This is a genomic window from Sphingomonas sp. (genome assembly GCF_013812825.1).
Lineage (GTDB): Bacteria > Pseudomonadota > Alphaproteobacteria > Sphingomonadales > Sphingomonadaceae > Sphingomicrobium.
Genome location: NZ_JACCSU010000006.1, coordinates 1 through 24,244, shown reverse-complemented (window position 1 = coordinate 24,244; position 24,244 = coordinate 1). Strand labels below are relative to the sequence as shown.

Here is a 24,244-nt window from a genome sequence, read left to right as displayed (position 1 = left end):
GCCGAGACGCCCGCCGCGGGCGAGCAATCCGCTGAGGTCGAGGCCGAAACCGAGACTGGCGTGGAGCCGATCGAGCAGCCGCAGGAAGAAATGGCCGCCGAGGCGGAAGCCACGCCGCGGCCCAAGCGGCGCCGGGGCGGGCGCAAGGCCGCTGCCGAGACCGACGTCGAGCCGGACAGCTCGCCGATGGTCGAGCGGCCCCTGGCTGAGGAGCCGCCGGTCGCCGAGGTCGAGGCCGCCGGAGAACCATTCGAGGAGCCGACGCCGGTTCCCGCGGAAGCCGAAGCCCCGCGCGGCCGTCGGCGGCCGAGGGCTCGCAAGGAAGCCGCCGCGACCGCGACCGCACCGGCCGAAAGGACCTCGGCGCCGGCCAAGCCCGGCCGCAAGCGGCGCTCGAAGACCGCTTCCGAGCCCGAGCCGGAGTCGGCGGAGCCCGCTCCAGCCGCCAGCAAACCCGCGCGAGCACGCAAGTCCGTGCCGACCCCCGACAACGACCCGGCGATGGTCGATGCGGAGGGCGAGCCGCGGCGCGGCTGGTGGCAGCGGACCTTCGGCTAACAGCGCGGAAGGGCCGGTTTCATCGCTCGTTCAGGCGCGGAAATGGTAAGCGGGGGCATGCAATCCCCGCTTTCCCGCGCGCTGGCCCGTCTTGGGCGGCTGCTGATGCTCGCACTGCTGCTGGCATTCGCCGCGGCGAGGCCGGCGGTTGCCCAGACGGTTCTTCGCGACAGCGAAACCGAGCTTCTGTTCCGCGACCTCTCATCGCCGCTGATTACCGCCGCCGGGCTCGACCCCAAGGCGACCAATGTGGTCCTTTTGAACGACCCGGAGATCAACGCCTTCGTCGCCACCGGCCAAACGGTCTATATCCAGTCGGGACTGTTCCTCGCGGCAACCAACGTCAACCAGCTGCAGGGCGTCGTCGCCCATGAGCTTGGCCATGTCGCCGGCGGCCACGCGATCCGCATGCAGAGCGGCTCCAGCGAGGCGAGCGGTATCAGCATCGCGACGATGGTGCTCGGCGCGCTGGCCATCGCAGCCGGCGCCGGCGATGCCGGAATGGGCATCATGATGGCCGGCCAGCGGGCGGCGCTCGGCCGCTTCCTCGCGTTCACCCGAGCCCAGGAAAGCTCCGCCGACCTTGCCGGCGCCAAATATCTGTCGGCCGCCGGGATCAGCGGCAAGGGGAGCATCGATTTCTTCAAGACGCTCCAGAACCAGGAGTTCCGGCTCGCGGTTGCGGCAAAGGACAGCTACGACCGCACCCACCCGCTAGGCAGCGAGCGGATCAACTCCCTGCGCGAGGTGTACGAGAAGGACCCGGCGTGGAACCGGCTGTCCGACCCGACGCTCGAGGCACGCTTCCAGCGGGTCAAGGCCAAGCTGCTCGGCTTCGTCGATCCCAAGCGAGCGACGGTGAAATATCCCGAGAGCGATAAGAGCGTGCCCGGGCATTACGCGCGCGCCTACGCCTATCATGTCGGCGCCTACCCCGAAAAAGCGCTGGCCGAGGCCGAGGCTCTGCTTCGAACCAACCCGAACGATCCCTTCTTCCTCGAGCTGAAGGGGCAGATCCTTCTCGAATCCGGCCGTCCCGCAGAGGCGATCGCGCCGCTGCGCGAAGCGACCCGGCTGGCCGGCGACCAGCCGCTGATCGCGGCGATGCTCGGTCACGCACTGATCTCGACCGAGAAGCCGCAGCATTTCGCGGAGGCCAAGCAGGTGCTGAAGGAAGCAGTCAACCGCGACAACCAGAACCCGTTCGCCTGGTACCAGCTTGGCATCATCTACGACCGCGAGGGCGACTTGCCGCGGGCCGCGCTGGCGACCGCCGAGCGCAACAACCTCGAAGGCAATCCCAAGCTGGCTCTTGTAAGCGCCGAGATGGCCCTCAAGGGAATCCCGCACGGCACGCCCGACTATCTTCGCGCGCAGGACATCGCCATGGTGTCGCGCGCCGAGCTCAAGAACAAAAAGAAGGACCGCCGCGAACGTGACCAGTGAAGGGCGCAAGTCGGCGCTGATTCCAGCGCTTGCCGGGGGCGTGATCGGCGGTGCGCTGGCCGCGGCCGCGCTGCTCTTCGCAGCGCCGCAGCTGGTCGGTAGCCGGATTGTCCGGGAGGGGCTGATGGCCGACCCGCAGATCCTCGTCGACACCGCCGACGCGCTCCGCGACAAGCAATATGAGCCGACGCTCGCCACCCAGCGGGCCGCGCTGGAAACTCCGTTCGGATCGTCGTGGAAAGGCGCCGCCAAGCCCGACGTGGTGCTGGTCGAATTCTTCGATTACGCCTGCCCCTATTGCAAATCGAGCAACTCGCACATCGACCAATTGCTGAAGGAGGATAAGGGGCTCCGGGTCGTCTATCGCGAGCTTCCGATCCTGGGGCCGGAAAGCGTCGCCGCGGCCCGGCTGTCGCTGGCGGCATCGAAGTCCGGCCGCTTCCGCGAGTTCTACGACACCTTGTTCGCCGCCGGCCGGCCTGGGCCCGAGACGATCGCCATCGCCACCAGGGCGGCCGGGCTGAACACTCCGGTCCAGCCGAGCCCCGAGGCCGAGGCCGAGCTCAAGCGCAATTTCCAGCTCGCCGGAGCGCTCGGCGCCACCGGCACGCCGATGTTCGTGGTCGGCGACCGAGTGATGAACAGCGCCGTCGGCTATGCGGCGCTCAAGAAAGCGATCGCCGACGCCCGCGCCAAGGGTTAGGCCAGCTCGACCGAGCCCTCCTTCAAAATCGCGGTTGTGAACCGGCGGGACGCCGGCTCCAGCTTGTGCTATCGGCGCGACTCGTCGCTCTCCAGCGGCCCGCTCCACAGCGGCAGTTTAATTGGAGGGACACGATGAAATTCTACGACAGCTTTGGAATGAACCCGCGCATCGTCCGCTTCTTCCTGCTGGAAAAGGGGCTCGAGCTTGACCGCGAGGAAGTCGATCTCTTCACGATGGAGAATCGGCGCGAGCCGCATCTCAGCCGCAATCCGTCCGGCCAGACACCGGTGCTGGAGCTCGACGACGGCACCTGCCTCGCCGAAACCGGCGCGATTTGCGAATATCTCGAAGAAAAGCGTCCGCAGCCGCCGCTGATCGGCTCGACTGCCGAGGAGCGCGCGGTCACCCGCATGTGGTGGCGCCGGGTCGAGATCAACATCTGCCTGCCGATGCTCTACGGCTTCTACTTCGGCGAGGGGCTGGAGATCTTCCGCGAGCGGACCCACTGCCTGCCCGAGGCCGCCGAGGGCATGAAGGAGCGCGGCCGCAAAGGCATGCAGTGGCTCGACCCGCTGCTCGAGGACGGCAAGTGGCTGGCGGGCAACCGCTTCACCGTCGCCGACATCTGCCTCTACTGCTACATCGACGCGCTGAAGGGCATCGGCCAGCCAATCCCCGCCGGCTGCTCGAAGCTCGACGCCTGGTTCACCCGCGTCGGACTGCGTCCGGCAGCAGGGCCCAGCGTGTCGCAGGAGCTGCCGATCGGGCTGACCGGCTGAGCACCGCTTCGGCTGCGGTCAGTCTTGCGCGCGGCGACCCTTGAAGCCTTGCGCGACGACGTACCATTCGGATGATCCCTTGCGGCTCGCCGGCGGCTTGGCGTGTTTGACGGCGGCGAAGTGGCGCTTCAATTCGGCGACCAATTGGCTGTCGGCGCCGCCGGCCAGCACCTTGGCGACGAACGCCCCGCCGGCCCGGAGATTCTCGATCGCGAACTCCAGCGCCGCCTCGACCAGCCCCATGGTGCGCAGATGGTCTGTCTGGGCATGGCCGACGGTGTTTGCCGCCATGTCGGAGAGGACCAGGTCGGGCGCGCAGCCGAGCGCTTCGCGAAGCTTCGCCGGCGCAGCGTCATCCATGAAGTCCATCTGCAGGATCGAGACCCCGTCGATCGGGTCGATCGGCAAGAGGTCGATTCCGACGACCTTCGCGCCAGGCGCGCGGCGGCGGACGACCTGGCTCCAGCCGCCCGGAGCGATGCCCAGGTCGACGACCGACTTGACGCCCTTGAGCAAGCCGAAACGCTCGTCGAGCTCGATCAATTTGTACGCGGCGCGGCTGCGGTAATTGTCGGCCTTGGCGCGGCGCACGTAGGGGTCGTTGAGCTGCCGCTCGAGCCAGCGGGTTGACGAAGCGGTCCGGTTGCGGGCCGTGCGCACTCGCTGGTGCCCGCCCCCGCCGCCGCCCCGGCTCACAATTTATGGCCGTCGCGCGCCATCAACGACCGCAAGATGCCCTCGCGAATGCCGCGGTCGGCCACTCCGAGGCTGGGCGCCGGCCAGATCTCGAGGATCGCCTCGAGGATCGCGCAGCCGGCGACGACCAGATCGGCTCGGTCGCGGCCGATGCACGGCAGCCGCGAGCGTTCTTCGTAATCCATCTCCGCGATCATCGTGCTGATCTTCTGCATCGCCTCGGTCGGCACCTGCAGACCGTCGACCGCCCGGCGGTCGTAGGACGGCAGCGCCAGATGGACGCTGGCGAGCGTCGTCACGGTGCCGCTGGTTCCCAGCAGCCGGATGTCGGCCGACGCCTTGGGCAGCGTTTCGGCGAAGCGGCTGAACGAATGCCGTGCGCGCTCGCGCATGCGCTTGTAGGCGGCGAGCCGCTCGTTGCCGTCGATTGCCGCTCGGCCTTCGCTCTCGGTCAGCGAGACGACGCCCCACGGAGCGCTCCACCAGCTGCGGATCTTGGGCACTCCGTCGACATGGTCGATCAGCACCAGCTCGGTAGAGCCGCCGCCGATGTCGAAGATCAGGGCCGGGCCGTCGCCGGGCTCGAGCACCTTGTGGCAGCCGAGAACCGCCAGCCGGGCTTCCTCCTGCGGCGAGATGATGTCGAGGGCGATCCCGGTCTCGCGGCGCACGCGCTCGACGAACTCCCGGCCGTTGACCGCCCGCCGGCACGCTTCGGTGGCTACGGCGCGCGATAGCGAAACGTTGCGGCGGCGCAATTTTTCGCCGCAGACGGCAAGCGCGGTGACCGCCCGGTCCATCGCCTCGTCCGTCAGGCGGCCGCTCTGCGACAGTCCTTCGCCGAGCCGGACGACGCGCGAGAACGCATCGACGACGGTAAATCCGCCATCGACCGGGCGGGCGACCAAGAGCCGGCAATTGTTGGTTCCCAGGTCGAGCGCGCCATAGGTGTAGCGCTGCTGCCGCCGGTCATGCGGCTTGAATGGCAATGGCCCGCTCTGGCCGCTTTCCTCGTGCAGCAGAGCCGGCGCGCCGGCGACTGTCTGCGCCATATGGTACGCCCGTTCTATCCTTGGCCGCCCCGTTGAGGAACGGCTGACTTGAGCGCGTTTAATCACAATAAGCACGGTCAGGGCAAGTCGCGGTGCGATGGCCCGCCGTCCGGCGACGCGGTGGAGGGCTCGCGTTGACAGTGCCGGGGGGGCTTTCTATCTCGCGTGCCCGGCCGCTGCCCCGTCGTCTAATGGTAAGACTACGGACTCTGAATCCGTCAATCGAGGTTCGAATCCTCGCGGGGCATCCACCCTCTCTGAATCTTTGACGCCGCGCTGAACCGCGCTCGGCCGGCGGCGGTGTCCAAATCCGGTAACGACCATTCGGCGGCCGAAACTTTGGCAACCCATGAACCGCTCGTCGGTTTAGGAGGGTCAGCCGTTGTTTGTCGGCCGCACGACTCTTGAGGGTTTTGTGGTGAAGAGCACGGATAAGAAGCACGCTTCGGAACTGGAGCTGGCCAATGCCGAGCTGAGGCAGAGCCTCGAGCATTGCCGGGAGCTGCTGGCCGAGTGCCGAGCGAAGCTGGCTGCCAACTCGAATATTGCGTTCGCTCAAGCAGACCCTGAAGACCAAGCGCGCGAAGCCTGAACGGCGCGCTTTCTACCCCAGCTCGGGATAGCGCGAGAGGCGAGCTCAGCCGTGGTGGCCGGCGATCCAGTGCTCGATTCGGGTCTTCAGCGACGGGCGGGACGGAATGAAGCCCTTGTGCTCGCCCTGGACGTGATCGACGTGCCGGTCACCAACCGGCTCGTAGAGCGTCAGATTTTGCGGCAGCTTCGGGCGCAGCGTCTGGCGGCCGCGAAGCATGTCCTCGGCCATCGCCAGCGATCGGTGGACGTCCTCGGCGGTGAACGGCTTCATCAGGCAGCCAAGCGCCAGGTCGGGCATCGGAAAGCTCGGCGCCTTGCCGCTGACGAACAGCACCGGCACGTTGAGGTCGGCGAGCTTGACCGCGACCGAAAAGCCGGTCGAGCCGCGGGCCAGGTGCAGGTCGAGAAGGGCGATGTCGGGATCGTGCCGTTCGGCCGCTGCAATCGCGCTGTCGGAGTCGTCGGCGATGTCCACGACGCGATAGCGCGGATTGTCCTCGACGAGATATTTGAGGGTCGTCGCGAGCTGCGAGTCATCCTCGACAATCAGGATCTTTAGCACCGCAGCCCCTTCCCCAAGCCCGGAAAAACCCGTGACTTCAGCTTCGCTGGAAAAGCACCCGCTGCGAATCCCGCTTGAACCCGGTTAACGACGAAGCGCGCGGCGCGCAGGCCAGGCCGAAGCTTATGAGCGGTAGAAGATGTGCGTTCCGATCTTCTGGACGAAACTCAGTCGGCGGCCCCACGACGGAGCGACATAGTCGGCGTGGTACCACAGCACGTCGCCGGCCAGGCTCGGGACCGCGTTGCTGACCGCCAGCCGGGTGATCGCCTGCGCCTTGCGCCACGAAGCCGAGGCTTCGTTGACCGACGGGTAGTCGCCCGTGCGCGGATTGACGAACGAGAACTGCCACGGCTGCATGACCACGCCGCACCAGGTACCCGGGTATTTCCCCGACGCCGCCCGGTTCATGATCACTCGAGCGACCGCGAGCTGACCATCGAGCGATTCACCGCGCGCCTCGTGATAGATTGCGACTGCGATGCAATTGGCCTGCGGGTCGAGCGGCGCGCCGGCGCCGTAGCGGTCGACCAGGGCGTACAGCGGCCAGCCGTTGCGATACAGCCAGGCGGCTTCGCGGGCGATTGCCGGAGCGGCTTGCGAGGCTGCCGCGGCGGGCACGGCCGCGACCCGGGTGCCGTCCGCCAGCACCGCAGCTGCGGTCGTCGGCGGAAGCGCAACCGTCTGCGACGGCGCGGGCTTGGTCGAATAGAGGGCGGTGACCATCGCGCTCTGCAGCGGCGCTCCGGACGGAGCCGCGGTCGCGGTCTGGTATGCGCTGCCATCAGCGGTTGCCGGAAGCGCCTGCTTGACCGCCGCCTTGACGTCGAACGGAGCGGTCTGCGCGCTGTTCGCTACGCCGGTGGAAACGGCCTGCGCCGGAGCCTCGCTCGAGGCCGTCGCCAGCATGAAGAACCCCATCACCGCGGACGCGCCGCGGCTACCCAGAAGTCGGATCAATTTCGCTCTCTTACCCTATGCGGCCGGCTCTGCGGTGACGCAGCATCGCGTCGAATTGCAGGAAGTCCCGTCCGTCTTGCCCCGGAGCCCGGCGTCTTGAAGCGCCTCGGGCTCTCTCGCTCTCGCTTGGTAAAAGCCATGTATGTGAAAGTTTAACCGAGTCCAAGCGCTTGGCGGTGAACCGTGCGGGTGCCGGGATGGATACCGGAACCCTTTCAGATCATTCATTTTTTCGTTCGTTTTAACGGCCTTTTGCCTCCGTCTACCGTCCCGTCGCGGGACTGGCTAAAGCGAGGACCGGAAGGACCGCGGCGTGGCCTACTGGCTGATGAAATCCGAACCCGGAACCTACGGTTGGCACGACCTGGTGCGCGACGGCGGCACCGAGTGGGACGGGGTGCGCAACAACGCCGCTCGCCTGCACCTCAAGGCGATGAAGCCCGGCGACCAGGCGCTGTTCTACCACAGCGGCGATGAGCGCGCGGTGGTCGGGGTCATGCGCATCGTCGGGGACGGCCGGCCCGACGGCGAGGACGGCAGCTGGGTCAAGGTGCCGGTCGAGCCGGTGCGGCCGCTCGGGCCGGTGACGTTGAAAGCGATCAAAGCCGAACCGCGCCTGGCGAAGATGGAACTGATCCGCCAGTCGCGGCTGTCAGTTTCGCCGGTGCGCCCCGAGGAATGGGCGGTGATCCTCGTACTTTCAGAGCGCGACTGAGCACTTTCGCCCGATTTGGATTGAACGCGAAATCCGCACTGGCTTAAAGTCCTCCCAGACTGGAGCAACGGGGGCGTTAGCGTGACCAGCCTGGCGAAACAGACCCAGCGCGAGCGGCTCGCGGGACTGGTCCTGATCGCGGCTTCCGGGGCGGCGCTTGTCGCCGCCAATTCGCCGCTCGCCGAGACTTACGATCACCTGCTCCACTTCGAGCTCGGGCCGGAGCTTCCGCATGTCGGCCCGTTGACCGTGCACGCCCTGATTGCCGACGGGTTGATGGCGATCTTCTTCCTTCTGGTCGGCATGGAGGTGAAGCGCGAGTGGGTCGAGGGGAAGCTCTCCAACCCGCTGGCGCGGCGGCTGCCGATCGTCGCCGCGGTCGCCGGGATGGCGGTGCCCGCATTGGTGTATTGCGTGATCGTCGGGCTCGATCCGCGCTGGCTTCACGGCTGGGCGATCCCCGCCGCAACGGACATCGCATTCGCGATCGCCGTCCTCGCGATCCTTGGGACTCATGCCCCGCCGTCGATCAAACTGATGCTGGTCAGCGTCGCGGTCGTCGATGACGTCGGCGCGGTGGTCATCATTGCCCTCGCCTATACCGAGTCGGTGGACACGCTCGCGCTCGGCGCCGCCGCCGGAGTGGTCGCGGTCATGGCCCTGATCAACATCATGGGAACGACGAGGACATGGCCGTACATGGTCGGCCTTGCGGTCCTTTGGTGGCTGGTGCTCGCCAGCGGGGTGCATGCCACCGTTGCCGGCGTTCTGGCGGCCATGACCATTCCACTCGGTCCCGGCGCGTCCAATTCGACGCTGGAACATCTCGAGCACCGAATCCACCCTTGGGTGATGTTTGGAATCGTCCCCTTGTTCGGCTTCACGAGCGCCGGCGTCGATTTGCGCGGCTTCGGGTCATTGCTCGAGCCGTTGCCGCTAGCCGTGATACTCGGCCTGTTGCTCGGCAAGCAGCTCGGCGTGTTTGCGGCGATCCGGATCGGCGACGCCTTCGGGATATGCTGCCGGCCCGAGCGCGCGAGCTGGCCGCAAATCTATGGAGCATCCGTGCTGTGCGGCATCGGCTTCACGATGAGCCTGTTCATCGGCGCGATCGCGTTCCCCGAGCAGCCGGAATATGCGGACGCGGCGAAGATCGGGACTCTTGCCGGATCTCTCCTGGCGGCCTTTTGGGGCTGGGCGGTGCTCCGCGCTTCCTCACCGGTGCCGTGGATCGATGACGATATCGAGGCGCTGCTGCGCGTATTCGGCACCGCTCCCGGCGAAGACTCGAAACGGTCAAAGCCCGCGGGGGGAGCGCCGTGCGCCCCGTGCGCTCCGGCAACCGCGCTCGAGGCGCGGTCGGAAAGTCCCTAAGCCGCCTTCGCCCTATTGGCCCGCTTGCGCTCGTGCGGGTCAAGGTGCCGCTTGCGGAGGCGGATCGACTTGGGAGTCACCTCGACCAGCTCGTCCTCGTCGATGTAGGCGATCGCCTGCTCGAGGGTCAGGCGCTTGGGCGGAGTGAGGCGGATCGCGTCTTCCTTGGGGCCCGAGGCGCGGAAATTGGTCAGCTGCTTGGACTTCAAGGGATTGACCTCGAGGTCTTCGGGCTTGGCGTTCTCGCCGACGATCATGCCTTCGTAGACCGGCTCGCCGGGCGAGACCATCAGAGCGCCGCGGTCCTCGAGCGCGTTCAGCGCGTAAGCGACCGCCTGGCCGCCGGCGTTGGAGATGAGGACGCCCGTCTGCCGGCCTTCGATGGCTCCCTTGTACGGGCCGTAGCGCTCGAACAGGCGGTTCATGATGCCGGTGCCGCGGGTGTCGGACAGGAACTCGCCATGATAGCCGATGAGGCCGCGGCTCGGGGCCGAGAATACCAGGCGGGTCTTGCCGCCGCTCGACGGGCGCTGCTCGACCAGCTCGCCCTTGCGCAGCTGGATCTTGGACACGACGGTCGACGCGTAGGCGTCGTCGACGTCGACCACCACCGTCTCATAGGGCTCCTCGCGGCCGGTTGTTCCGTCAAAATTTGGCGGACCATCGCGGAACAGCACGCGCGGGCGGCTGATCGACAGCTCGAAGCCTTCGCGGCGCATGGTCTCGATCAGCACTCCAAGCTGCAGCTCGCCGCGGCCGGCGACCTCGAAGCTGTCCTTGTCGGCGCTCTCGGTGATGTGGAACGAGACGTTGCCCTCGGCCTCGCGCAGCAGCCGGTCGCGGATCATCCGGCTGGTGACCTTGGTCCCCTCGCGCCCGGCCATCGGCGAATCGTTGACGCTGAAGGTCATCGCCAAGGTCGGCGGGTCGATTGGCTGGGCATGCAGCGGCTCGGTCAGCGACGGGTCGGCGATGGTATTGGCGACGGTAGCTTGGGTGAGGCCGGCGATGGCGACGATCTCGCCCGCCTCGGCCTCCTCGACCGGCACGCGCTCGAGGCCACGGAAGGCCATGATCTTGGTCGCGCGGCCTTCCTCGACGACCTTGCCGTCGGGATCGAGCGCGCGGATCGGCATGTTGATCGTCAGGCGCCCGCTGCTGATTCGGCCGGTCAGCACCCGGCCGACGAAATTGTCGCGGTCGAGCAAGGTGACCAGCATGGCGAATGGCCCGTCCGGGTCCACGGTCGGCGGCGGCACATGGTCGACGATGGTTTCGAACAGGGGCGTCAGATCGCCCGACCGCACGCTGTCATCGGGGCCCGCATAGCCGGCTCGGCCGCTTGCATAGAGGGTCGGGAAATCGAGCTGCTCGTCACTTGCGTCGAGGTTCAGGAACAATTCGAAGATCTCGTCGAGCACTTCGGCCGGACGCGCGTCCGGTCGGTCGATCTTGTTGACGACGACGATCGGCCGCAGGCCCAGCGCGAGCGCCTTGCCGGTAACGAACTTGGTCTGCGGCATCGGCCCTTCGGCCGCGTCGACCAGAAGGATCACTCCGTCGACCATGCTGAGGATGCGCTCGACCTCGGCGCCGAAGTCGGCATGGCCGGGCGTGTCGACGATGTTGATGTGAGTGGAGCCGCCATCTGGACTGGGCCAATCGACCGACGTGCACTTGGCGAGGATGGTGATCCCCCGCTCCTTTTCCAGGTCGGTCGAATCCATCGCCCGTTCCTCGACGCGCTGGTTGTCGCGGAAGGTGCCGGACTGGCGAAACAGCTGGTCGACCAGCGTCGTCTTGCCATGATCGACGTGGGCGATGATCGCCACGTTGCGGAGTTTCATCGGTGGTTTCTCGGGGATTTCAGTTGCCCTGGCCGTAGCCGAAACGCGCTTTTGTTGCAACGCAACATGGCGTTGGCGCCGATCTAGGTCCCGCGCTCGAGAATCTCGACCGCCCGCTCAATCGCCCTGAGCTCGCTGTGGGCGAGGCGCCCGAGCCTCGCCTCGAGCGCTCCTCCGGTTTTCGGCCGCTGCTCGAGCTCGCGCCGTCCTGCCTCGCTGAGCCGCATTGCCAGCCGCCGCCGGTTGTCGGGATCGGGCGAGCGGTCGACCAGGCCGGCTCGGACCAGGGTCTCGACCGAGCGGCTGACCGCGGGTTCGCCGCGCCGAACCGCGGCGGCGACCTGCTTCAACGTCGCCGGCTCGCGCTCGGCGATCGCCGTCAACAGCTTGCGACGGGCGCGTTCGGCCCGCTCCGCCGGTCCGTCGGCGATGAAACTTTGGGCGACCGCGCTGAAGCGCGCTGCGAGCGCCGCCGGTGATGATCCCCCGAACATGATTGCAGAGTAACAAATGTTGGGAACGATGCAATGTTGACCGGCACAATTCGGCCCGCGATGAGGGCCCGGTGAGACCGACGCGCTCCCGAACACGCCTCCCCCGCAACGTTTGGATCCTCGGTTTCGTCAGCCTGCTGATGGACCTGTCGAGCGAGATCTACCATGCGCTGCTGCCGCTGTTCATCACCGTGACGCTCGGACTTCCGGCGCTCGCGCTGGGAGCGATCGACGGCATTTCCGAGGCGACCGCGTCGTTCGCCAAGCTGGCATCGGGGCGGATGTCGGACCGAACCCGCCGCCGCAAGCCGCTGATACTCGCCGGCTATGGCCTCGCCGCCTTGTCCAAGCCGTTGTTCCCGCTCGCGTCGGGGGCCGCCGAGGTGATGGGCGCGCGTTTCGCCGACCGGCTCGGCAAGGGGATCCGCGGAGCGCCGCGCGACGGCATGATCGCCGACGAGACTCCGCCCGGGATTCGCGGCCGGGCGTTCGGGCTTCGGCAAGCGCTGGACACGGTCGGGGCTTTCATTGCGCCGCTCGCCGCGATCGGGCTCATGATCCTGCTCGCCGAGAATATCCGCGCGGTGTTCTGGATCGCGGTGATCCCGGCGCTGCTGTGCTTCCTGCTCGCCTGGCTGGCGCTCAAGGAGCAAGCGCCGCCGCAGCCCGAAGGCGGCGATCGCCCGCCGTTTTTCGCCGGCTTCCGCGAGCTCGACAAGGCGACTCGCCGGCTGATCGCGGTCGGCTTCCTGTTCATGCTCGCCCGCTTTTCCGAAGGATTCCTGATCCTGCGCGGCTTCGACGTCGGACTGTCGGCCACCTGGTCGCCGCTGGTCCTGGTGCTGTTCAACCTCGCGTTTCTCGCCCTCGCCTACCCGGCGGGCTCGTTGAGCGACCGGATGAGCCCCAGGGCGATCCTGATGGCGGGGATGGCGGTGCTGGTCGCCGCCGACCTGATCCTCGCCCAGCCGCTCGGCTTCGCTGGCCTCGCCCTGGGAGTCGCGCTGTGGGGCGCCCACATGGCACTGACCCAGGGCATTTTCGCGCGCCTGATCGCCGACGTCGCCCCGCCGCACCTGCGCGCGACCAGCTTCGGCGCCTTCTACTTCGTCGGTGGGATCGGCACGCTGCTCGCCAGCCTCGGCGCCGGGCTGCTGTGGGATCGCCACGGCCCCGAAGCCACGTTCATCGCCGGCGCAGCGGTCGCCGCGGTGGCGATGTCGATGCTGAGCCTGCTTCCGGACGAGCGGCGCGCGCCTAGCGCGTGAACTTCTCTCCGCGCTCGGCCTTGTCGAGCAGCAGTTGCGCGAAGCCGAAGTCGCTGCCCAGCCGCTGCTCCTGGCGCTTGAGGCCCTCGACGATCGTGTTCAACCCTTCGCTGTCCGCCCAGAACATCGGCCCGCCGCGGTAGACCGGCCAGCCGTAGCCATAGACCCAGACCACATCGATGTCCGAGGGACGCTGGGCCATCCCTTCCTCGAGGATCTTCGCGCCCTCGTTGACCATCGTGTAGAGCGTCCGCTCGACGATCTCCTGATCGGGAATCTCGCGCCGCTCGACGCCCTGCCTGGCCGCGAAATCCTCGATGATCTGCTGCACCACCGGGGACGGCGACGGCCGGCGCTTGTCGTCATAATCATAAAAGCCGGCGCCCTTCTTCTGCCCCCAGCGGTCGATCGCGCAGAGCGCGTCGCGGACATTCTCGACTCGATTGGGATCGCGGTGCCAGCCTATGTCGACTCCGGCGAGATCGGCCATCTGGAACGGGCCCATCGGCATTCCGAACTCGACATGGACCCGGTCGACCTGCTTGGGCGACGCGCCTTCGAGCAGCAGCTGCGTGGCTTGAACCTGCCGCGGCATCAGCATCCGATTGCCGATGAAACCGTGGCAGACTCCGGCCACGACCGCGACCTTGCGGATCTTCTTGGCGATGCTCATCGCGGTGAGCAGCACGTCGGGCGCGGTCTTCGCCCCGCGCACCACCTCGAGCAGCTTCATGATGTTGGCCGGCGAAAAGAAGTGCAGCCCGACGACGTCCTCGGGCCGCGAGGTCGACGCGGCGATCTCGTCGATATCGAGATAGGAGGTGTTCGACGCCAGGATGGCCCCGGGCTTGGCGATCCGGTCGAGGCGGCCGAAGACGTCCTTCTTGATCTCCATCTCCTCGAACACCGCCTCGATGATCATGTCGCAGTCGGCCAAGCCTGCGAAATCGAGCGTCGGTGTCAGCATTCCCATCGCCTTGGACACCTGCTCGGTGGTGAGCTTGCCCCTGGCGGCGCTCGCCTCGTAATTCTTGCGCATCACGCCGGTGCCGCGGTCGAGCGCTTCCTGGCTGGTCTCGATGATCGTCACCGGAATTCCCGCAGACAGGAAATTCATCGCAATACCGCCGCCCATGGTGCCGGCGCCGATCAGCCCGACCTTGTGGACGTCGCGGGGCCGCGCGTCCTCGGGCAGGCCCTCGATCTTGGCCGCCTTGCGCTCGGCGAAGAAGAAATATTGCTGCGCCCTGGCCTGGGTGCCGCTCATCAGCTCCATGAACAGCTTGCGCTCTTCGATCACGCCTTCGGAGTAAGGCTTCTCGAGCGCGACCTGGACCGCCCGGATGTTCGCGTCAGGGGCCTCGAAGCCGCGGAATTTCTTGGCGTTGGCCTTACGGAACTCATCGAAGATTTCCGGTTGCCCGCGCGCCTCGACCAGCCGGTCGTCGCGCTGCGAAGATTTCGGCAGCGGCCGGACGTCCTTGACCTCCTCGGCGTAGCCGACCGCGTGAGACACCAGCTCGCCTTCGATCAGGCGGTCGACCAGCCCGCAGTCGAACGCCTCCCTGGCGCTGATCGGGGTGCCCGTCGCGCACATTTCGAGCGCCTTTTTCACCCCCGCGACCCGCGGCAGCCGCTGGGTTCCGCCCGCCCCCGGAAGCAGCCCCAGTTTGACCTCCGGAGTCCCGAGCTTCGAGTCCGGAACGGCGACCCGGTAATGGCAGCCGAGCGCGACCTCGAGCCCGCCGCCCAATGCGGTGCCGTGGATGGCCGCGACGACCGGCTTCGAGCAATTTTCGATCGCGTCGACCACCATCGGCAGCCATGGCATCACCGGCGGCTTTCCGAACTCGGTGATGTCGGCGCCGGCAAAGAAGGTTTGCCCCTCGCAGGCGATGACCACCGCTTTCACCGCATCGTCGGCATCGGCCTGCTCGATCGCCGCGACCAATCCCTGCCTGACCGCCGCGCTCAGTGCGTTCACCGGCGGGTTGTTGGACGTGACGATCAGCACGTCGCCGTGCCGTTGCGTGGAGATCGGACTGGTGGACGGCCGGTCGAGAACGTCGGTCATGGGTTCCTCCGTGGCGCTCGCTAGGCGGCGCCCTTCGGTCTTTCAAGAGCGCAACCGCCGGGCCGCCAGTGCGTATGACATAGGGTGACCCAACGCGCCGGAATCTTCCCGACCTTTTTCCTCTCGGGTTTCGAATGCTCGACGTTCGACTGGGGCGAGAAGGGCCGCCGCGACCTCAATGAGGAGCTGCAGCACTACAGCCATGCCGACGAGGATTATGCGATGCTCCCGCGCCTCGGCATCGCGGTCGCTCGCGAAGGCGTTCCCTGGCCGCTGGTCGACAAGGGCGATGGGCAATATGATTTCAGCTGCATCGACCCGTTCCTCGAAGCGCAGCGGCGCCACCGGGTGCTGCCGATCTGGGACCTGTGCCACTACGGCTACCCCGACGGTCTTGATCCGATGAGCGATGCGTTCACGGCCCGCTTCACCGCCTACGCGCGCGCAGCGGCGCGCTATGTCGCCGAACGGGCGCACCACGGCCCCTTGTTCTTCACGCCCATCAACGAGCCGACCTTCTGGGGATATATGGGCGGCGAGTGGGCCTGGTGCGCACCGTTCGGCAAGAGCGCCGACTTCCGGCGCCGGTTCACCCTCGCCCTCGCTCGAGCCGACATCGCCGCGGTCAAAGCGATCCGCGAGGATTTTCCCGACGCGCGGATGGTTCACATCGACCCGTTGATCTGGGTGGTTCCGCCCCGCGACCGGCCGGACCTGGCGGAGGCTGCGCACCGCGAAAGCTACGAAGACGCCTATATCGCCTGGGACGTGATCTCCGGCCTCAAGCACCCCGAATATGGCGGCAGCCCCGAGGCCATCGATATCATCGGTCTCAACAATTACAGCTTCGGCCAGATGGAGCTGCGCCAGCCGGGACCGCATTGCCCGCTGGAGCCCGGCGACGGCCGAATCCGGCCGCTGTGCGACCTGATCGAGGAATCGTGGAAGAAATACCGGCGTCCGTGCATCGTCGCCGAAACCTCCGGCCTGCATGGCGGGCGCCCCGACTGGCTCAACGATGTCGCGTCGGAATGCCTCGCCACCGTCAATCGCGGAGTCGACCTGCACGGCATCTGCCTGTTCCCAGCCGTCGACATGACCGACTGGCACACCGGGGAGTGGCTCCACATGGGCATCGCCGACGTCGAGCAGCTGCCCACCGGCGCGCTGATGCGAACGCCGTTCCTGCCCTACGTCGAAGCCCTGCACCGCTGGCAGCGGCGGCTCAGACGAGTCACCCAGCTCGACGAAGACCCGTTCGATGAGCCGGTGAACCTCGACGACGTCGTTGCCGCGGCCGAGGAGCTAAGCCCCGAGGCCGACGCCGACTGGCACTAGCCCTGCTCGCCGCCGCTTCGGTCGAGCAGGAAATTGAGCCGCGCGGTGGCGATCGGGCTCGACCGCTCGGTCTGCCAGGCGGTCGCCTCGACATTGGCGATCCGGGTTCCGAGCCGCTGGATGTCGGCGGTCGCGAAGGTGTCGCGGTCGGTCCCGCCGCGCATGTAGTCGACGGTGACGGTGATCGGCTTCATCGTCACCGCCGGGTCGTCGATCGCGCGGGCGAGGCTGATGAAGGCGGCGAACTCGAGCAGGCCGGCGATCGCTCCGCCGTGCAGGTAGCCGGGCCGGCCGACCACATCCTCGCCGAACGGCATGACGAAGCGGCACTCGCCGTCGCTGTCGTCGATTCGAAGCTCAAGCAGCCGAGCGTAGGGCGGAAGCTCTTTCACCGGCGACGCTGTAGACGCGCGGAGCGAAGCGCAAAAGGGCGCTAGCCCTTGTTCTTGTAACCGCAGATCATGCCCAGGATGAACGAGGTGAACAGCGCCAGCTGGACCTTTCCGACCGGATCGCTCCAGCCGAAATATTGGGCTCCCCAGCCGAACAGCGTGACGAACATGGCGAGTGCGAGCCAGACCATCCGCTTGTCTCCCCTCCCGGGCCGATTCCCGGACGCCACAGGATGCTCCGTAAACGGTAAACGGACCGTAAAGCTTGCCCGACTGGGCCCCCGCCGCCATAGGAGCGCGCATCATGAAAGCCCGCGTTTTCATCACCCTCAAGCCCGGCGTTCTCGACCCCCAGGGCAAGGCGATTCATCACGCGCTCGAAGGGCTCGGTTTCGACGGCGTCAGGAACGTCCGCGCCGGCAAGCTGATCGAGCTCGAGCTCGCCGACGGCACCAGCGATTCCGACATCGAAGCGATGTGCCGCAAATTGCTCGCCAACACGGTCATCGAGAATTTCCGTATCGAGCGGATGGAGTCGGCACCTCGACTCGGCTCGGTACAGGCGTGAAAAGCGCGGTGATCGTCTTCCCCGGCTCCAATTGCGGCCGCGACGTCGCGGTGGCGATCGAGCAGGTAACCGGGCGGGCGCCGGCGATGGTCTGGCACCGCGACGGCGAGCTCCCGCAAGGCACAGACCTGATCGCCTTGCCGGGCGGCTTCTCCTACGGCGACTATTTGCGCTCAGGGGCAATGGCGGCGCGCGCGCCGATCATGCGCGCGGTCGGTGAAGCGGCGAGCCGCGGAGTGCCGGTGATCGGCATCTGCAACGGCTTCCAGGTGCTGACCGAGGCGGGCCTGCTGCCCGGAGCCTTGATGCGCAACGCCGGCCTCGCGTTCGTCTGCCGGCCGGTGGCGCTGACGGTCGAGAACAGCCAGAGCCTGTTCACCGCCGGCTACCGGTCCGGCGAGACGGTCACCTTTCCCGTCGCGCACCACGACGGCAATTACCAGGCCGACCAAGCGACCCTCGACCGGCTCGAAGGCGAAGGACGGGTCGCCTTCCGCTACGCCGAGCCGGTCAACGGGTCGGCGCGCTCGATCGCCGGAATCCTCAACGATTCCGGCAATGTGCTCGGGCTGATGCCGCACCCCGAGCGGGCGTTCGAGCCCGCCCATGGCTGCACCGACGGCCGGCGGCTGTTCGAAGGGCTGCTCGAAGCGGTCGCCTAGCTTTCAGAACCCGCGTGAATCGTGCCAGCGCAAACAGCACGACGGGCCAGAACAAAGTGTTCCAGACGTCCTTCCAATTGCCCCGCAGCCGCACCGGCTCGCCCTGTACCAATGTGTCGATCAAATCCCATGCTTCGCCGGCGAGCGCCGCGACGCCGACGGCGGCGAGCAGCCGCCAATCGCGGAGACCCTTTCGGAGCACGATTGCACCGATCAGCATCACGCCGAGTCCGACATAGACGTGCAGCGCATCCTTGCTGAGGCCGGAGACCTGCATGACCATCATCTTGCTGCTCTGCAGAATGCTCATTCCAGCCTTCCCAACTGCCTCGCCGCCTCGCGTAGCGCTGTTCCGCTGACGGGCAAAGCACGCTAATTGAATGGGCCGCGCGCCCGTAGCTCAGCTGGATAGAGCACGAGCCTTCTAAGCTTGAGGTCGCAGGTTCGAATCCTGCCGGGCGCGCCAGTTTTCTGCGACGCATTGGGTTACCTGGTCCACTTAACACATAGGAAACAAGCATGGACAGCGTCCCACAGGGACGTGCCCGAATACGGAGCAACCCGCTCACTCCATCCGAGGTGGTGGCGACCGGTTCGCCTGGTCGAGTCGGTGATGGAAGAATGTAGCGGTGCCAACTAGGGCAATGCCCATCGCGAGACAGGCAATTAGAAGCCAGAGCTGGTCGAAGTAGTGGTCGCCACGGACGAACAGCCCGGAGAGCAGAAAAATCAGCGCTCCCGTGACGAAGCCAACCAGGATGGCTTGAGTGTAAGACAAAGGATGCACGAACATCAGGGGGACTGCTTGTCTAAGTCTGCCTCACGTAACAGATTAGAAATTCTTTTCTGATCTTTGGCAGACAAGCGCCCGTTAAAGTACTCGATAAGCTCGTCAGAACACGGGAGAGCTCTGACCCGGGGAGTCCGCCATTGTTTCTTGCCAAATGGCATGGTGTTTTCCAACAGACTCGGCGAGTCACATGGTGCAGCGCAAGTGTCTGTTATGTCAAGTTTAATCTTGTGCAGACAGAAGTCGCCTTAACTACTTTGCGTTTACTAGTGGCTATTCGAACAGAGTTAAACAAAGTTCAACGCTGATCTAGATGTCTTTTTCGATGGGCCACGAGGCGCGGTGTCGCCACGGCGAGCGGTTCGCAAAATGCGTTTTGTCCGAAAGCAGATTAGAGTGGAGGTAAGATGACCATCCGCGCGGCCTTGTTCCACACCGGCCGCATTTGAGGCGAGCTTGAGCCGATCGCAGCGGCCCCCCTCCGCACAACTTCACCATCGCCGGCCCGTCCACTGTTCTGGCTGATCCGCAGCTCCCGCACTCAATCTTCACGCTGGCGCCGAACCTCACCAGGTCGGCCGCAGTATCGATGTGCTTGGTGGACATTGCCGCCGCATAGGACGGTGAGAACAATTCGGGAAAATCGGCCGCATCAAATTTGGACGGATGGACGCATCTAATTGGTTCAACTTGGGTTTTTACACTCGGTCCCGAACCCAGGGACCAGAGCCGGGAAAATCAGGCTCCCGGAACGGGCTGAGGCTCGAGTATGCGTAAATACCGCCTTGAATGCCTCAACGTCGATAACGGGCACATGGAGTTCGTGCGCAGCTTCGAAGCAGTAAACGACAGTGCAGCAGCTGAGCTAGCTCAGCGCTGGCGAAAAGGGCGCGCGGCAGAGCTTTGGAGATCCTACAGGATCATCGGGCGATGGGAAGCCGGGTGAGACCCGCCGGAAGGATTTCGCCCACTGTTGCCAATCAAGCGACGAGCAACGGGCCTCGCGGCTCATGTGGTGCCATTTGGCGGTGATACAATGAGTGCCTACTCGTCATCGATTTCCGGATCGTTTTCCTCGCCATCGGTCGAACGGCTGCTCCTTGTCTGAGTAGTGTGGGCTTTCCATGAGCAGACACTCGATGCCGGGCAGGATCGTAAGCCACGCCTCGGCTGAATCTGCTTTCAGCGCGGATAGGCAGCCAGAGCAGTGCGTTGAATCGCGGTCTCGCCCGACGGCACGGAGCAAGCTGTCAACTTGTCGTGGTCAACAGACTTAAGACGAAGGACGCATGGCCGGCGAAATCTGGACTAATGGCGGCAACACGGAGCTGGAAGCTTGGGTTGCTGGCCAGAGCCGACGGGTGATCGTCAGGAGAGAAGCCATCGATGGCTATCTTCGATCGCACCCGAACGAGGGTGCCGCAATGTCGGCTGCGGATCGCCGTGAATTCGTCAGGCTCCATTTGCGTGAGATCATCGAGGCCGCCAACAGAAAGCTCGCAGCTACGAGTGAGACGGCGCACATTGTGAAGATTGAATCAGGCGAGCTGTAACGCTCTTGCCCTGGTGGGTGCGCAGGTCTCGAAGGTCGGATTCGCCGCATCCCGCTCCTGCCGAGCTGGGCGACGAGCTTCGCTAAGCGTACCCAGCGACGGCAAGAACCGCCGCAAGCAGCCGTTGCCGACCATACCGGTTATGATACGCTGCGGCTGTGGAGGGGGTGCCATGAACCGGGTGCGACGCATCATATTGTTCGCAAGCAGCCTGTTTGTGGCGGGTTGCGAGAACGATTCCAGAGTCATCGCAACCAATCAAATGAGTAACGGGAATGCGGCCGAAAGCTCGGCGTCCGCACCGGGAGCGAGAGCGTGGACCATTCCCATGCAGATCGCCGGCACGAACGAGGCCGTCAGCTGTGCGACCGCATTTTCGACCGAAGCGAGCGAGAATGCGGTTGCGAGTTGGCTGACCGGATATTGGTCGGGCTTGAATGTCGGGCGGGGTCTGGCCGTCGGCAGCACCACCGACTCGAACGGAATCCTGCGCGAAGTCAAACTGGACTGCCAGAAAACGCCGTCCGCGACGCTCCACCATTCCGCGCATCAGACATACAATCGAATGAGGGCGAACAAGCGCTAGCGGAAGCCTCTCAAGGCGCGTCCGCTCCCCGATCCTTGATCACTCGGGCAGCTCGCTCCGAAAGCTCGTCGAATTGCTCACCAAGGCCCTCACACTCGTCGGCTCGCCGATCGAGCTGCTCGGCAAGCTCCCGGTGGATCCGGGCAAGGTAAACCCGGTCAGCGGTTTCGGCTCGGCCGCGCTCTTCACTCGCTCGCGCGCGGTAGTATTCGGAATCGTGAGGCATGGCGGCAAAACGAGCGCCAATCCTGTTAGGTCCGTTGCCCCCAGCCAAAATTTGTTGGCGCGGCAGGCTCGTTAGCCCGACGTTCCTTTTGGACCGCACAAACCTCGCCGAGCGAGGACCAGCGGAACCCGCTTACGACCCGCCGAGTTGAAGCAAGCTCCCCTCCCTGTTGCGTTCCGGTGGGTATTTCATGTCCGACCTTCTTTGCCGGTTTTTCGGCCACCGACGAAGCGCGCGTGATCGGCATCGTAGCGAAGGCATTTGGCAAAGCCGGTGTGTGTCCTGCAAGGCGCCGCTCGTGCGCCTGGCCTCCGGGCAGTGGATCGAAACGTCCTCGCCCGCCGGCAAGGAATTCATACGGCTGTCAGCACAACCCGCTTTGCGGCCGTCGCCTGACAGCGACCAGGATCGAGCTTAGCCCCCTCGGCGCCAATGAGTCGGTCAGCTGGCCGGTGATTCGCGAAAGCTGCTCGGGCGGATTCCGGTCCAGCGCTTGAACGCGCGCGAAAAGGCCGCGGGGTCGGAGAAGCCGAGCTTATAGGCGGCCGCCTTCACCGAGCTTCGATCGAGGCGCAGATAGCGGATGGCGAGCTGCCGGCGCTTGGCGTCGAGCACTTCCTCGAACGTTGTGCCTTCGGCTTTCAGTCGCCGGTAGAGCGTCTGGCGGCTCATCCCAAGCTCGCTCGCGACCCGGTCGATGCTGACCTCGCCCGAACCGAGCAGCGGCTCGATCGCCTGCTCGACCTCCTGCTTGAAGCAGCGTTTCGTCCCGGCCGGCTGGGCAAGCGTTTCCACCACTTCCCCCAGAAAGGCGAAGAAGCCGGCCGCGCCGTTCGATTTCTCCGCGCGCGGCGGCGCGAACGCCTGCTGCCAGCGGCCCGCCGGGCAGACTGTGCGGTTGTCGCAAGTCGCGCAGGCGCCAGCGCGCATCCGCTCGATGCAACGCGCAATCATGTCTTTGATGCCCATGGTTATGCCACCAGCTGTTGCACTAAACTAATACACCACCACAGTTAAAGGCGCAAGTTCAAACCTGGAGAATAGACATGCGTCGGAACGCGATGATGGTGGCAGCGACCGCTGCAGTGATGGTTCCCCAGCCGGCGATGGCCGACACCGTCACCGACTGGTGGGAAATCGCGGCCAAGTTCAACTTCGCGCAGCAGGTGGCGACGATGCCGGCGCCGCCGGAGACGCAGCGGGCGTCCGCGCGAGCGGCGCTCGCTGTTTTCGAGGCGGTCAACGCGATCGACCGTCGCTACCAGAGCTATCTGAATTTCCCCGCCGCCGGAGCGCCCGCGTCCCAGGATGCGGCGGCGGCGACCGCGGCCTTCAAGGTGCTCCTGCAGCACTACCCGCAGAACAAGAGCCACCTCGAGGACGGCTTTGCGCTGACGATGGCTCAGATCCCCGATGGGCCCGCGAAGCAGTCCGGAATGGCGATCGGCGAGCAGGCGGCGCAGGCGGTGATGCAACTCGGGTCGATTGATCCCGCGGTCGAGCAGTCACCCTACCGGCCGCGAACCACTCCAGGCGAATGGATCGGAGCGTCGCCGCCCTCGCTCGAGCCTTACTGGGCCGCGTTCAAGCCCTGGGTGATCAAAAACGTGGACACGGTGATGGTGCCGCCGCCTCCCGCGCTGACCAGCGCGACCTGGGCCCGCGACTATGAGGAAGTGCGGCGGCTCGGAGCGCGCAACAGCAAGGACCGCACCCCGGTCCAGACGCTGATCGCGAAATATCGTCAGGGGTACGACCTGTCGCCGACGGTGCGCTACATCACCGACCGGCCGGGGCGTCGGCAGGTCGACAACGCGCGCCTGCTCGCCCTCTATCAACTGGCGATGGACGATGCCGTGCAGGCCATGATCGTCGCCAAGCAGCGGTACAATTTCTGGCGGCCGATCACCGCGATCCGCAATGGCGACCGCGACGGCAACGACGCGACGCAGCTGGACGCGGGCTGGCTGCCGCTGCTGCCGACTCCCAACTTCCAGGAATATCCATGCGGCCATTGCACGGCGGTCGCGGTGCAGGCCGAGGTGCTGAAGCTCGCCGGCGGCCTTCCGGCGAATGTGCCGGTGCGGATCGCGGCCGGCGGCAATCCAAATATCGTCGTCCAGACGGTCAGGGGCTGGGACGAGGCCGTCCGCCAGGTTTCCGATTCGCGCATGTACGGCGGGGTCCACTACCGTTTCTCGAACGACGCCGGCGAGGACATCGGCCGCCGGGCGGCACGGATCGTCGTCTCCTCGGTGCTACGGCCGCTGCCGGCGGCGTCAAGGTCCCGCCGCTAGCGGACCAATTTGCCCGGGTTCATAATGCCGAGCGGGTCGAGCGCGAGCTTGATCGCCTTCAAGGCGGCGATCCGGCCCGGGGGCGCGAGGCGCTCGAATTCGTTGAGCTTCATCTGGCCGATGCCGTGCTCGGCCGAAATCGAGCCGCCGGCCGCGGTGACCAGGTCATGGACCATTCGAGTGATCGCCGGACCCTCGCTCGTCAGCCAGTCGGGCGAAGCGCGGCTTCCGGCGCGGACGTGGAAATGGACGTTGCCGTCGCCCAAATGGCCGAACGCGCTCGGCTCCACGCCTGGGAATGCACGCTCGAGCTCGGCGGCAGTCGAAGTCATGAAGCGCGGCATGTCGGCGACCGGGACCGAGATGTCGTGGGCGATCGACCCGCCCGATGCCCGCTCCGCCTCCGAGATCGAATCACGGATCCGCCAGAACGCGTCGGCCTGCGCCTCACTGGACGCCATCGCCGCATCCGCGATCCGACCCTGCAGGAGCGCTTGCCCAAGCATCCGCTCGAGCTCCGCTCCGGGCGGGTCCGACGAATCCGCCGACGTCGCCTCGACCAGCACATGCCAGGGGTGGCTGCCCTGGAGCGGGCTGCGCGTTCCCGGAATATGCTCGAGCACCAGGCCGAGCGAGCTGGCGGGGATGATCTCGAAGCCCTCGACGATGTCGCTCTGGCCCTGCATCTTCCGAAGCAGGTCTAGAGC

General features: G+C 66.1%; 27 protein-coding genes, 2 tRNA genes and 1 pseudogene. 18 read left to right on the top strand and 12 right to left on the bottom strand.

Annotation, left to right across the window (positions count from 1 at the left end):
- The 4 genes and pseudogenes from H0T81_RS00745 to H0T81_RS00730 all read left to right on the top strand — a co-directional run.
- A pseudogene (locus H0T81_RS00745) lies at positions 1-558 on the top strand (ribonuclease E/G); the annotation flags it as partial.
- A gap of 105 nt (positions 559-663) precedes the next feature.
- Positions 664-2,004 carry a M48 family metalloprotease gene (locus H0T81_RS00740; protein ID WP_294008848.1) on the top strand — a complete coding sequence of 447 codons (1,341 nt, stop codon included), beginning with the start codon at positions 664-666 and terminating at the stop codon, positions 2,002-2,004.
- Positions 1,994-2,707: a DsbA family protein gene (locus H0T81_RS00735; RefSeq protein ID WP_294008846.1), complete on the top strand. Its 714-nt coding sequence runs from the start codon at positions 1,994-1,996 to the stop codon at positions 2,705-2,707. The genes H0T81_RS00740 and H0T81_RS00735 overlap by 11 nt, the downstream gene beginning before the upstream one ends.
- A 134-nt stretch (positions 2,708-2,841) precedes the next feature.
- Positions 2,842-3,489 (top strand): glutathione S-transferase family protein, encoded by a 648-nt coding sequence (locus H0T81_RS00730; RefSeq protein ID WP_294008844.1) that lies wholly within the window; start codon positions 2,842-2,844, stop codon positions 3,487-3,489.
- An 18-nt stretch (positions 3,490-3,507) separates the two neighbouring features.
- Here the strand turns inward: H0T81_RS00730 and H0T81_RS00725 are convergent, their stop codons facing one another.
- Both H0T81_RS00725 and H0T81_RS00720 read right to left on the bottom strand, forming a co-directional pair.
- Positions 3,508-4,185, bottom strand: a complete 678-nt coding sequence (locus H0T81_RS00725) for an RlmE family RNA methyltransferase (RefSeq protein ID WP_294008842.1) — start codon at positions 4,183-4,185, stop codon at positions 3,508-3,510.
- On the bottom strand, positions 4,182-5,237 hold the full coding sequence (locus H0T81_RS00720; RefSeq protein WP_294008841.1) for a Ppx/GppA phosphatase family protein: 1,056 nt from the start codon (positions 5,235-5,237) through the stop codon (positions 4,182-4,184). The genes H0T81_RS00725 and H0T81_RS00720 overlap by 4 nt, the downstream gene beginning before the upstream one ends.
- A 177-nt stretch (positions 5,238-5,414) precedes the next feature.
- On the opposite strand from H0T81_RS00720, the gene H0T81_RS00715 reads away from it, so the two are divergent.
- Both H0T81_RS00715 and H0T81_RS00710 read left to right on the top strand, forming a co-directional pair.
- Positions 5,415-5,488, top strand: a tRNA-Gln gene (locus H0T81_RS00715).
- 131 nt (positions 5,489-5,619) lie between these two features.
- The gene (locus H0T81_RS00710) at positions 5,620-5,829 is read left to right on the top strand and encodes a hypothetical protein (RefSeq protein WP_294008840.1); all 210 of its coding nucleotides are present in this window, start codon (positions 5,620-5,622) and stop codon (positions 5,827-5,829) included.
- Positions 5,830-5,874: 45 nt separating this feature from the next.
- On the opposite strand, the gene H0T81_RS00705 is transcribed toward H0T81_RS00710, so the two are convergent.
- Both H0T81_RS00705 and H0T81_RS00700 read right to left on the bottom strand, forming a co-directional pair.
- Positions 5,875-6,393, bottom strand: coding sequence for a response regulator (locus H0T81_RS00705; protein WP_294008839.1), 519 nt, complete (start codon positions 6,391-6,393; stop codon positions 5,875-5,877).
- 123 nt (positions 6,394-6,516) lie between these two features.
- Positions 6,517-7,353, bottom strand: a complete 837-nt coding sequence (locus tag H0T81_RS00700; RefSeq protein ID WP_294008837.1) for a cell wall hydrolase — start codon at positions 7,351-7,353, stop codon at positions 6,517-6,519.
- 313 nt (positions 7,354-7,666) lie between these two features.
- On the opposite strand from H0T81_RS00700, the gene H0T81_RS00695 reads away from it, so the two are divergent.
- Positions 7,667-8,068, top strand: a complete 402-nt coding sequence (locus H0T81_RS00695) for an EVE domain-containing protein (RefSeq protein WP_294008835.1) — start codon at positions 7,667-7,669, stop codon at positions 8,066-8,068.
- 81 nt (positions 8,069-8,149) lie between these two features.
- Positions 8,150-9,442 (top strand): Na+/H+ antiporter NhaA, encoded by a 1,293-nt coding sequence (gene nhaA / locus H0T81_RS00690; RefSeq protein WP_294008833.1) that lies wholly within the window; start codon positions 8,150-8,152, stop codon positions 9,440-9,442.
- Here nhaA and typA read toward each other — a convergent pair.
- Positions 9,439-11,289 (bottom strand): translational GTPase TypA, encoded by a 1,851-nt coding sequence (typA, locus tag H0T81_RS00685; protein ID WP_294008831.1) that lies wholly within the window; start codon positions 11,287-11,289, stop codon positions 9,439-9,441. The genes nhaA and typA overlap by 4 nt on opposite strands.
- 83 nt (positions 11,290-11,372) lie before the next feature.
- A complete protein-coding gene (locus H0T81_RS00680; RefSeq protein WP_294008829.1) occupies positions 11,373-11,783 on the bottom strand; it encodes a MarR family transcriptional regulator in 411 nt (136 codons plus the stop codon).
- 71 nt (positions 11,784-11,854) lie between these two features.
- On the opposite strand from H0T81_RS00680, the gene H0T81_RS00675 reads away from it, so the two are divergent.
- A complete protein-coding gene (locus H0T81_RS00675) occupies positions 11,855-13,051 on the top strand; it encodes an MFS transporter (protein WP_294008827.1) in 1,197 nt (398 codons plus the stop codon).
- Here H0T81_RS00675 and H0T81_RS00670 read toward each other — a convergent pair.
- Positions 13,041-15,125: a 3-hydroxyacyl-CoA dehydrogenase NAD-binding domain-containing protein gene (locus H0T81_RS00670; protein ID WP_294008825.1), complete on the bottom strand. Its 2,085-nt coding sequence runs from the start codon at positions 15,123-15,125 to the stop codon at positions 13,041-13,043. The two genes, H0T81_RS00675 and H0T81_RS00670, sit on opposite strands and share 11 nt — an antisense overlap.
- Positions 15,126-15,209: 84 nt before the next feature.
- On the opposite strand from H0T81_RS00670, the gene H0T81_RS00665 reads away from it, so the two are divergent.
- On the top strand, positions 15,210-16,463 hold the full coding sequence (locus H0T81_RS00665; RefSeq protein ID WP_294008823.1) for a hypothetical protein: 1,254 nt from the start codon (positions 15,210-15,212) through the stop codon (positions 16,461-16,463).
- Here the strand turns inward: H0T81_RS00665 and H0T81_RS00660 are convergent.
- Together H0T81_RS00660 and H0T81_RS00655 are read right to left on the bottom strand one after the other, a co-directional pair.
- Positions 16,460-16,855, bottom strand: a complete 396-nt coding sequence (locus tag H0T81_RS00660; protein ID WP_294008821.1) for a PaaI family thioesterase — start codon at positions 16,853-16,855, stop codon at positions 16,460-16,462. The genes H0T81_RS00665 and H0T81_RS00660 overlap by 4 nt on opposite strands.
- Positions 16,856-16,896: 41 nt before the next feature.
- Complete coding sequence (locus tag H0T81_RS00655) at positions 16,897-17,046, bottom strand: hypothetical protein (protein ID WP_294008820.1); 150 nt, start codon at positions 17,044-17,046, stop codon at positions 16,897-16,899.
- A gap of 113 nt (positions 17,047-17,159) precedes the next feature.
- On the opposite strand from H0T81_RS00655, the gene purS reads away from it, so the two are divergent.
- From purS to H0T81_RS00635, 4 genes are all read left to right on the top strand, one after another.
- Positions 17,160-17,423 carry a phosphoribosylformylglycinamidine synthase subunit PurS gene (gene purS, locus H0T81_RS00650; protein ID WP_294008818.1) on the top strand — a complete coding sequence of 88 codons (264 nt, stop codon included), beginning with the start codon at positions 17,160-17,162 and terminating at the stop codon, positions 17,421-17,423.
- Complete coding sequence (gene purQ / locus H0T81_RS00645) at positions 17,420-18,085, top strand: phosphoribosylformylglycinamidine synthase subunit PurQ (RefSeq protein WP_294008816.1); 666 nt, start codon at positions 17,420-17,422, stop codon at positions 18,083-18,085. Before purS ends, purQ begins: the two co-directional genes overlap by 4 nt.
- Complete coding sequence (locus H0T81_RS00640; RefSeq protein ID WP_294008814.1) at positions 18,030-18,461, top strand: hypothetical protein; 432 nt, start codon at positions 18,030-18,032, stop codon at positions 18,459-18,461. The genes purQ and H0T81_RS00640 overlap by 56 nt, the downstream gene beginning before the upstream one ends.
- A gap of 13 nt (positions 18,462-18,474) precedes the next feature.
- Positions 18,475-18,551: transfer RNA gene (locus H0T81_RS00635), tRNA-Arg, on the top strand.
- A gap of 99 nt (positions 18,552-18,650) precedes the next feature.
- Here the strand turns inward: H0T81_RS00635 and H0T81_RS00630 are convergent.
- Complete coding sequence (locus H0T81_RS00630) at positions 18,651-18,878, bottom strand: hypothetical protein (RefSeq protein ID WP_294008812.1); 228 nt, start codon at positions 18,876-18,878, stop codon at positions 18,651-18,653.
- Positions 18,879-20,164: 1,286 nt separating this feature from the next.
- Between H0T81_RS00630 and H0T81_RS00625 the strand changes: the two genes are divergently transcribed.
- The 3 genes from H0T81_RS00625 (at position 20,165) to H0T81_RS00615 (ending at position 21,315) form a co-directional block, all read left to right on the top strand.
- A complete protein-coding gene (locus H0T81_RS00625) occupies positions 20,165-20,428 on the top strand; it encodes a hypothetical protein (protein ID WP_294008810.1) in 264 nt (87 codons plus the stop codon).
- Positions 20,429-20,600: 172 nt separating this feature from the next.
- Positions 20,601-21,014 (top strand): hypothetical protein, encoded by a 414-nt coding sequence (locus H0T81_RS00620; RefSeq protein WP_294008809.1) that lies wholly within the window; start codon positions 20,601-20,603, stop codon positions 21,012-21,014.
- 73 nt (positions 21,015-21,087) lie between these two features.
- Positions 21,088-21,315, top strand: a complete 228-nt coding sequence (locus H0T81_RS00615) for a hypothetical protein (protein WP_294008807.1) — start codon at positions 21,088-21,090, stop codon at positions 21,313-21,315.
- Positions 21,316-21,681: 366 nt separating this feature from the next.
- Here the strand turns inward: H0T81_RS00615 and H0T81_RS00610 are convergent, their stop codons facing one another.
- Positions 21,682-22,209: an AraC family transcriptional regulator gene (locus H0T81_RS00610; RefSeq protein WP_294008805.1), complete on the bottom strand. Its 528-nt coding sequence runs from the start codon at positions 22,207-22,209 to the stop codon at positions 21,682-21,684.
- Positions 22,210-22,286: 77 nt separating this feature from the next.
- Here H0T81_RS00610 and H0T81_RS00605 point away from each other — a divergent pair, with 77 nt between their 5' ends.
- Entirely contained in the window at positions 22,287-23,537 is a 1,251-nt protein-coding gene (locus tag H0T81_RS00605) for a vanadium-dependent haloperoxidase (protein WP_294008803.1), read from the top strand.
- Here H0T81_RS00605 and H0T81_RS00600 read toward each other — a convergent pair.
- Positions 23,534-24,244 (bottom strand): FAD-linked oxidase C-terminal domain-containing protein (locus H0T81_RS00600; protein ID WP_294008801.1); only part of this gene is annotated, 711 nt, incomplete at its 5' end. The two genes, H0T81_RS00605 and H0T81_RS00600, sit on opposite strands and share 4 nt — an antisense overlap.

Excerpts from the sequence above, each read along its gene's own strand:
- H0T81_RS00630 (WP_294008812.1), bottom strand. The coding sequence starts at position 18,878 with ATGTTCGTGCATCCTTTGTCTTACACTCAAGCCATCCTGGTTGGCTTC.
- H0T81_RS00680 (WP_294008829.1), bottom strand. The coding sequence starts at position 11,783 with ATGTTCGGGGGATCATCACCGGCGGCGCTCGCAGCGCGCTTCAGCGCG.
- typA (WP_294008831.1), bottom strand. The coding sequence starts at position 11,289 with ATGAAACTCCGCAACGTGGCGATCATCGCCCACGTCGATCATGGCAAG.
- H0T81_RS00640 (WP_294008814.1), top strand. The coding sequence starts at position 18,030 with ATGGCTGCACCGACGGCCGGCGGCTGTTCGAAGGGCTGCTCGAAGCGG.
- H0T81_RS00605 (WP_294008803.1), top strand. The coding sequence starts at position 22,287 with ATGCGTCGGAACGCGATGATGGTGGCAGCGACCGCTGCAGTGATGGTT.
- H0T81_RS00740 (WP_294008848.1), top strand. The coding sequence starts at position 664 with ATGCTCGCACTGCTGCTGGCATTCGCCGCGGCGAGGCCGGCGGTTGCC.
- purS (WP_294008818.1), top strand. The coding sequence starts at position 17,160 with ATGAAAGCCCGCGTTTTCATCACCCTCAAGCCCGGCGTTCTCGACCCC.
- H0T81_RS00655 (WP_294008820.1), bottom strand. The coding sequence starts at position 17,046 with ATGGTCTGGCTCGCACTCGCCATGTTCGTCACGCTGTTCGGCTGGGGA.
- H0T81_RS00620 (WP_294008809.1), top strand. The coding sequence starts at position 20,601 with ATGAACCGGGTGCGACGCATCATATTGTTCGCAAGCAGCCTGTTTGTG.
- H0T81_RS00670 (WP_294008825.1), bottom strand. The coding sequence starts at position 15,125 with ATGACCGACGTTCTCGACCGGCCGTCCACCAGTCCGATCTCCACGCAA.
- H0T81_RS00730 (WP_294008844.1), top strand. The coding sequence starts at position 2,842 with ATGAAATTCTACGACAGCTTTGGAATGAACCCGCGCATCGTCCGCTTC.
- H0T81_RS00610 (WP_294008805.1), bottom strand. The coding sequence starts at position 22,209 with ATGGGCATCAAAGACATGATTGCGCGTTGCATCGAGCGGATGCGCGCT.
- H0T81_RS00625 (WP_294008810.1), top strand. The coding sequence starts at position 20,165 with ATGGCCGGCGAAATCTGGACTAATGGCGGCAACACGGAGCTGGAAGCT.
- H0T81_RS00720 (WP_294008841.1), bottom strand. The coding sequence starts at position 5,237 with ATGGCGCAGACAGTCGCCGGCGCGCCGGCTCTGCTGCACGAGGAAAGC.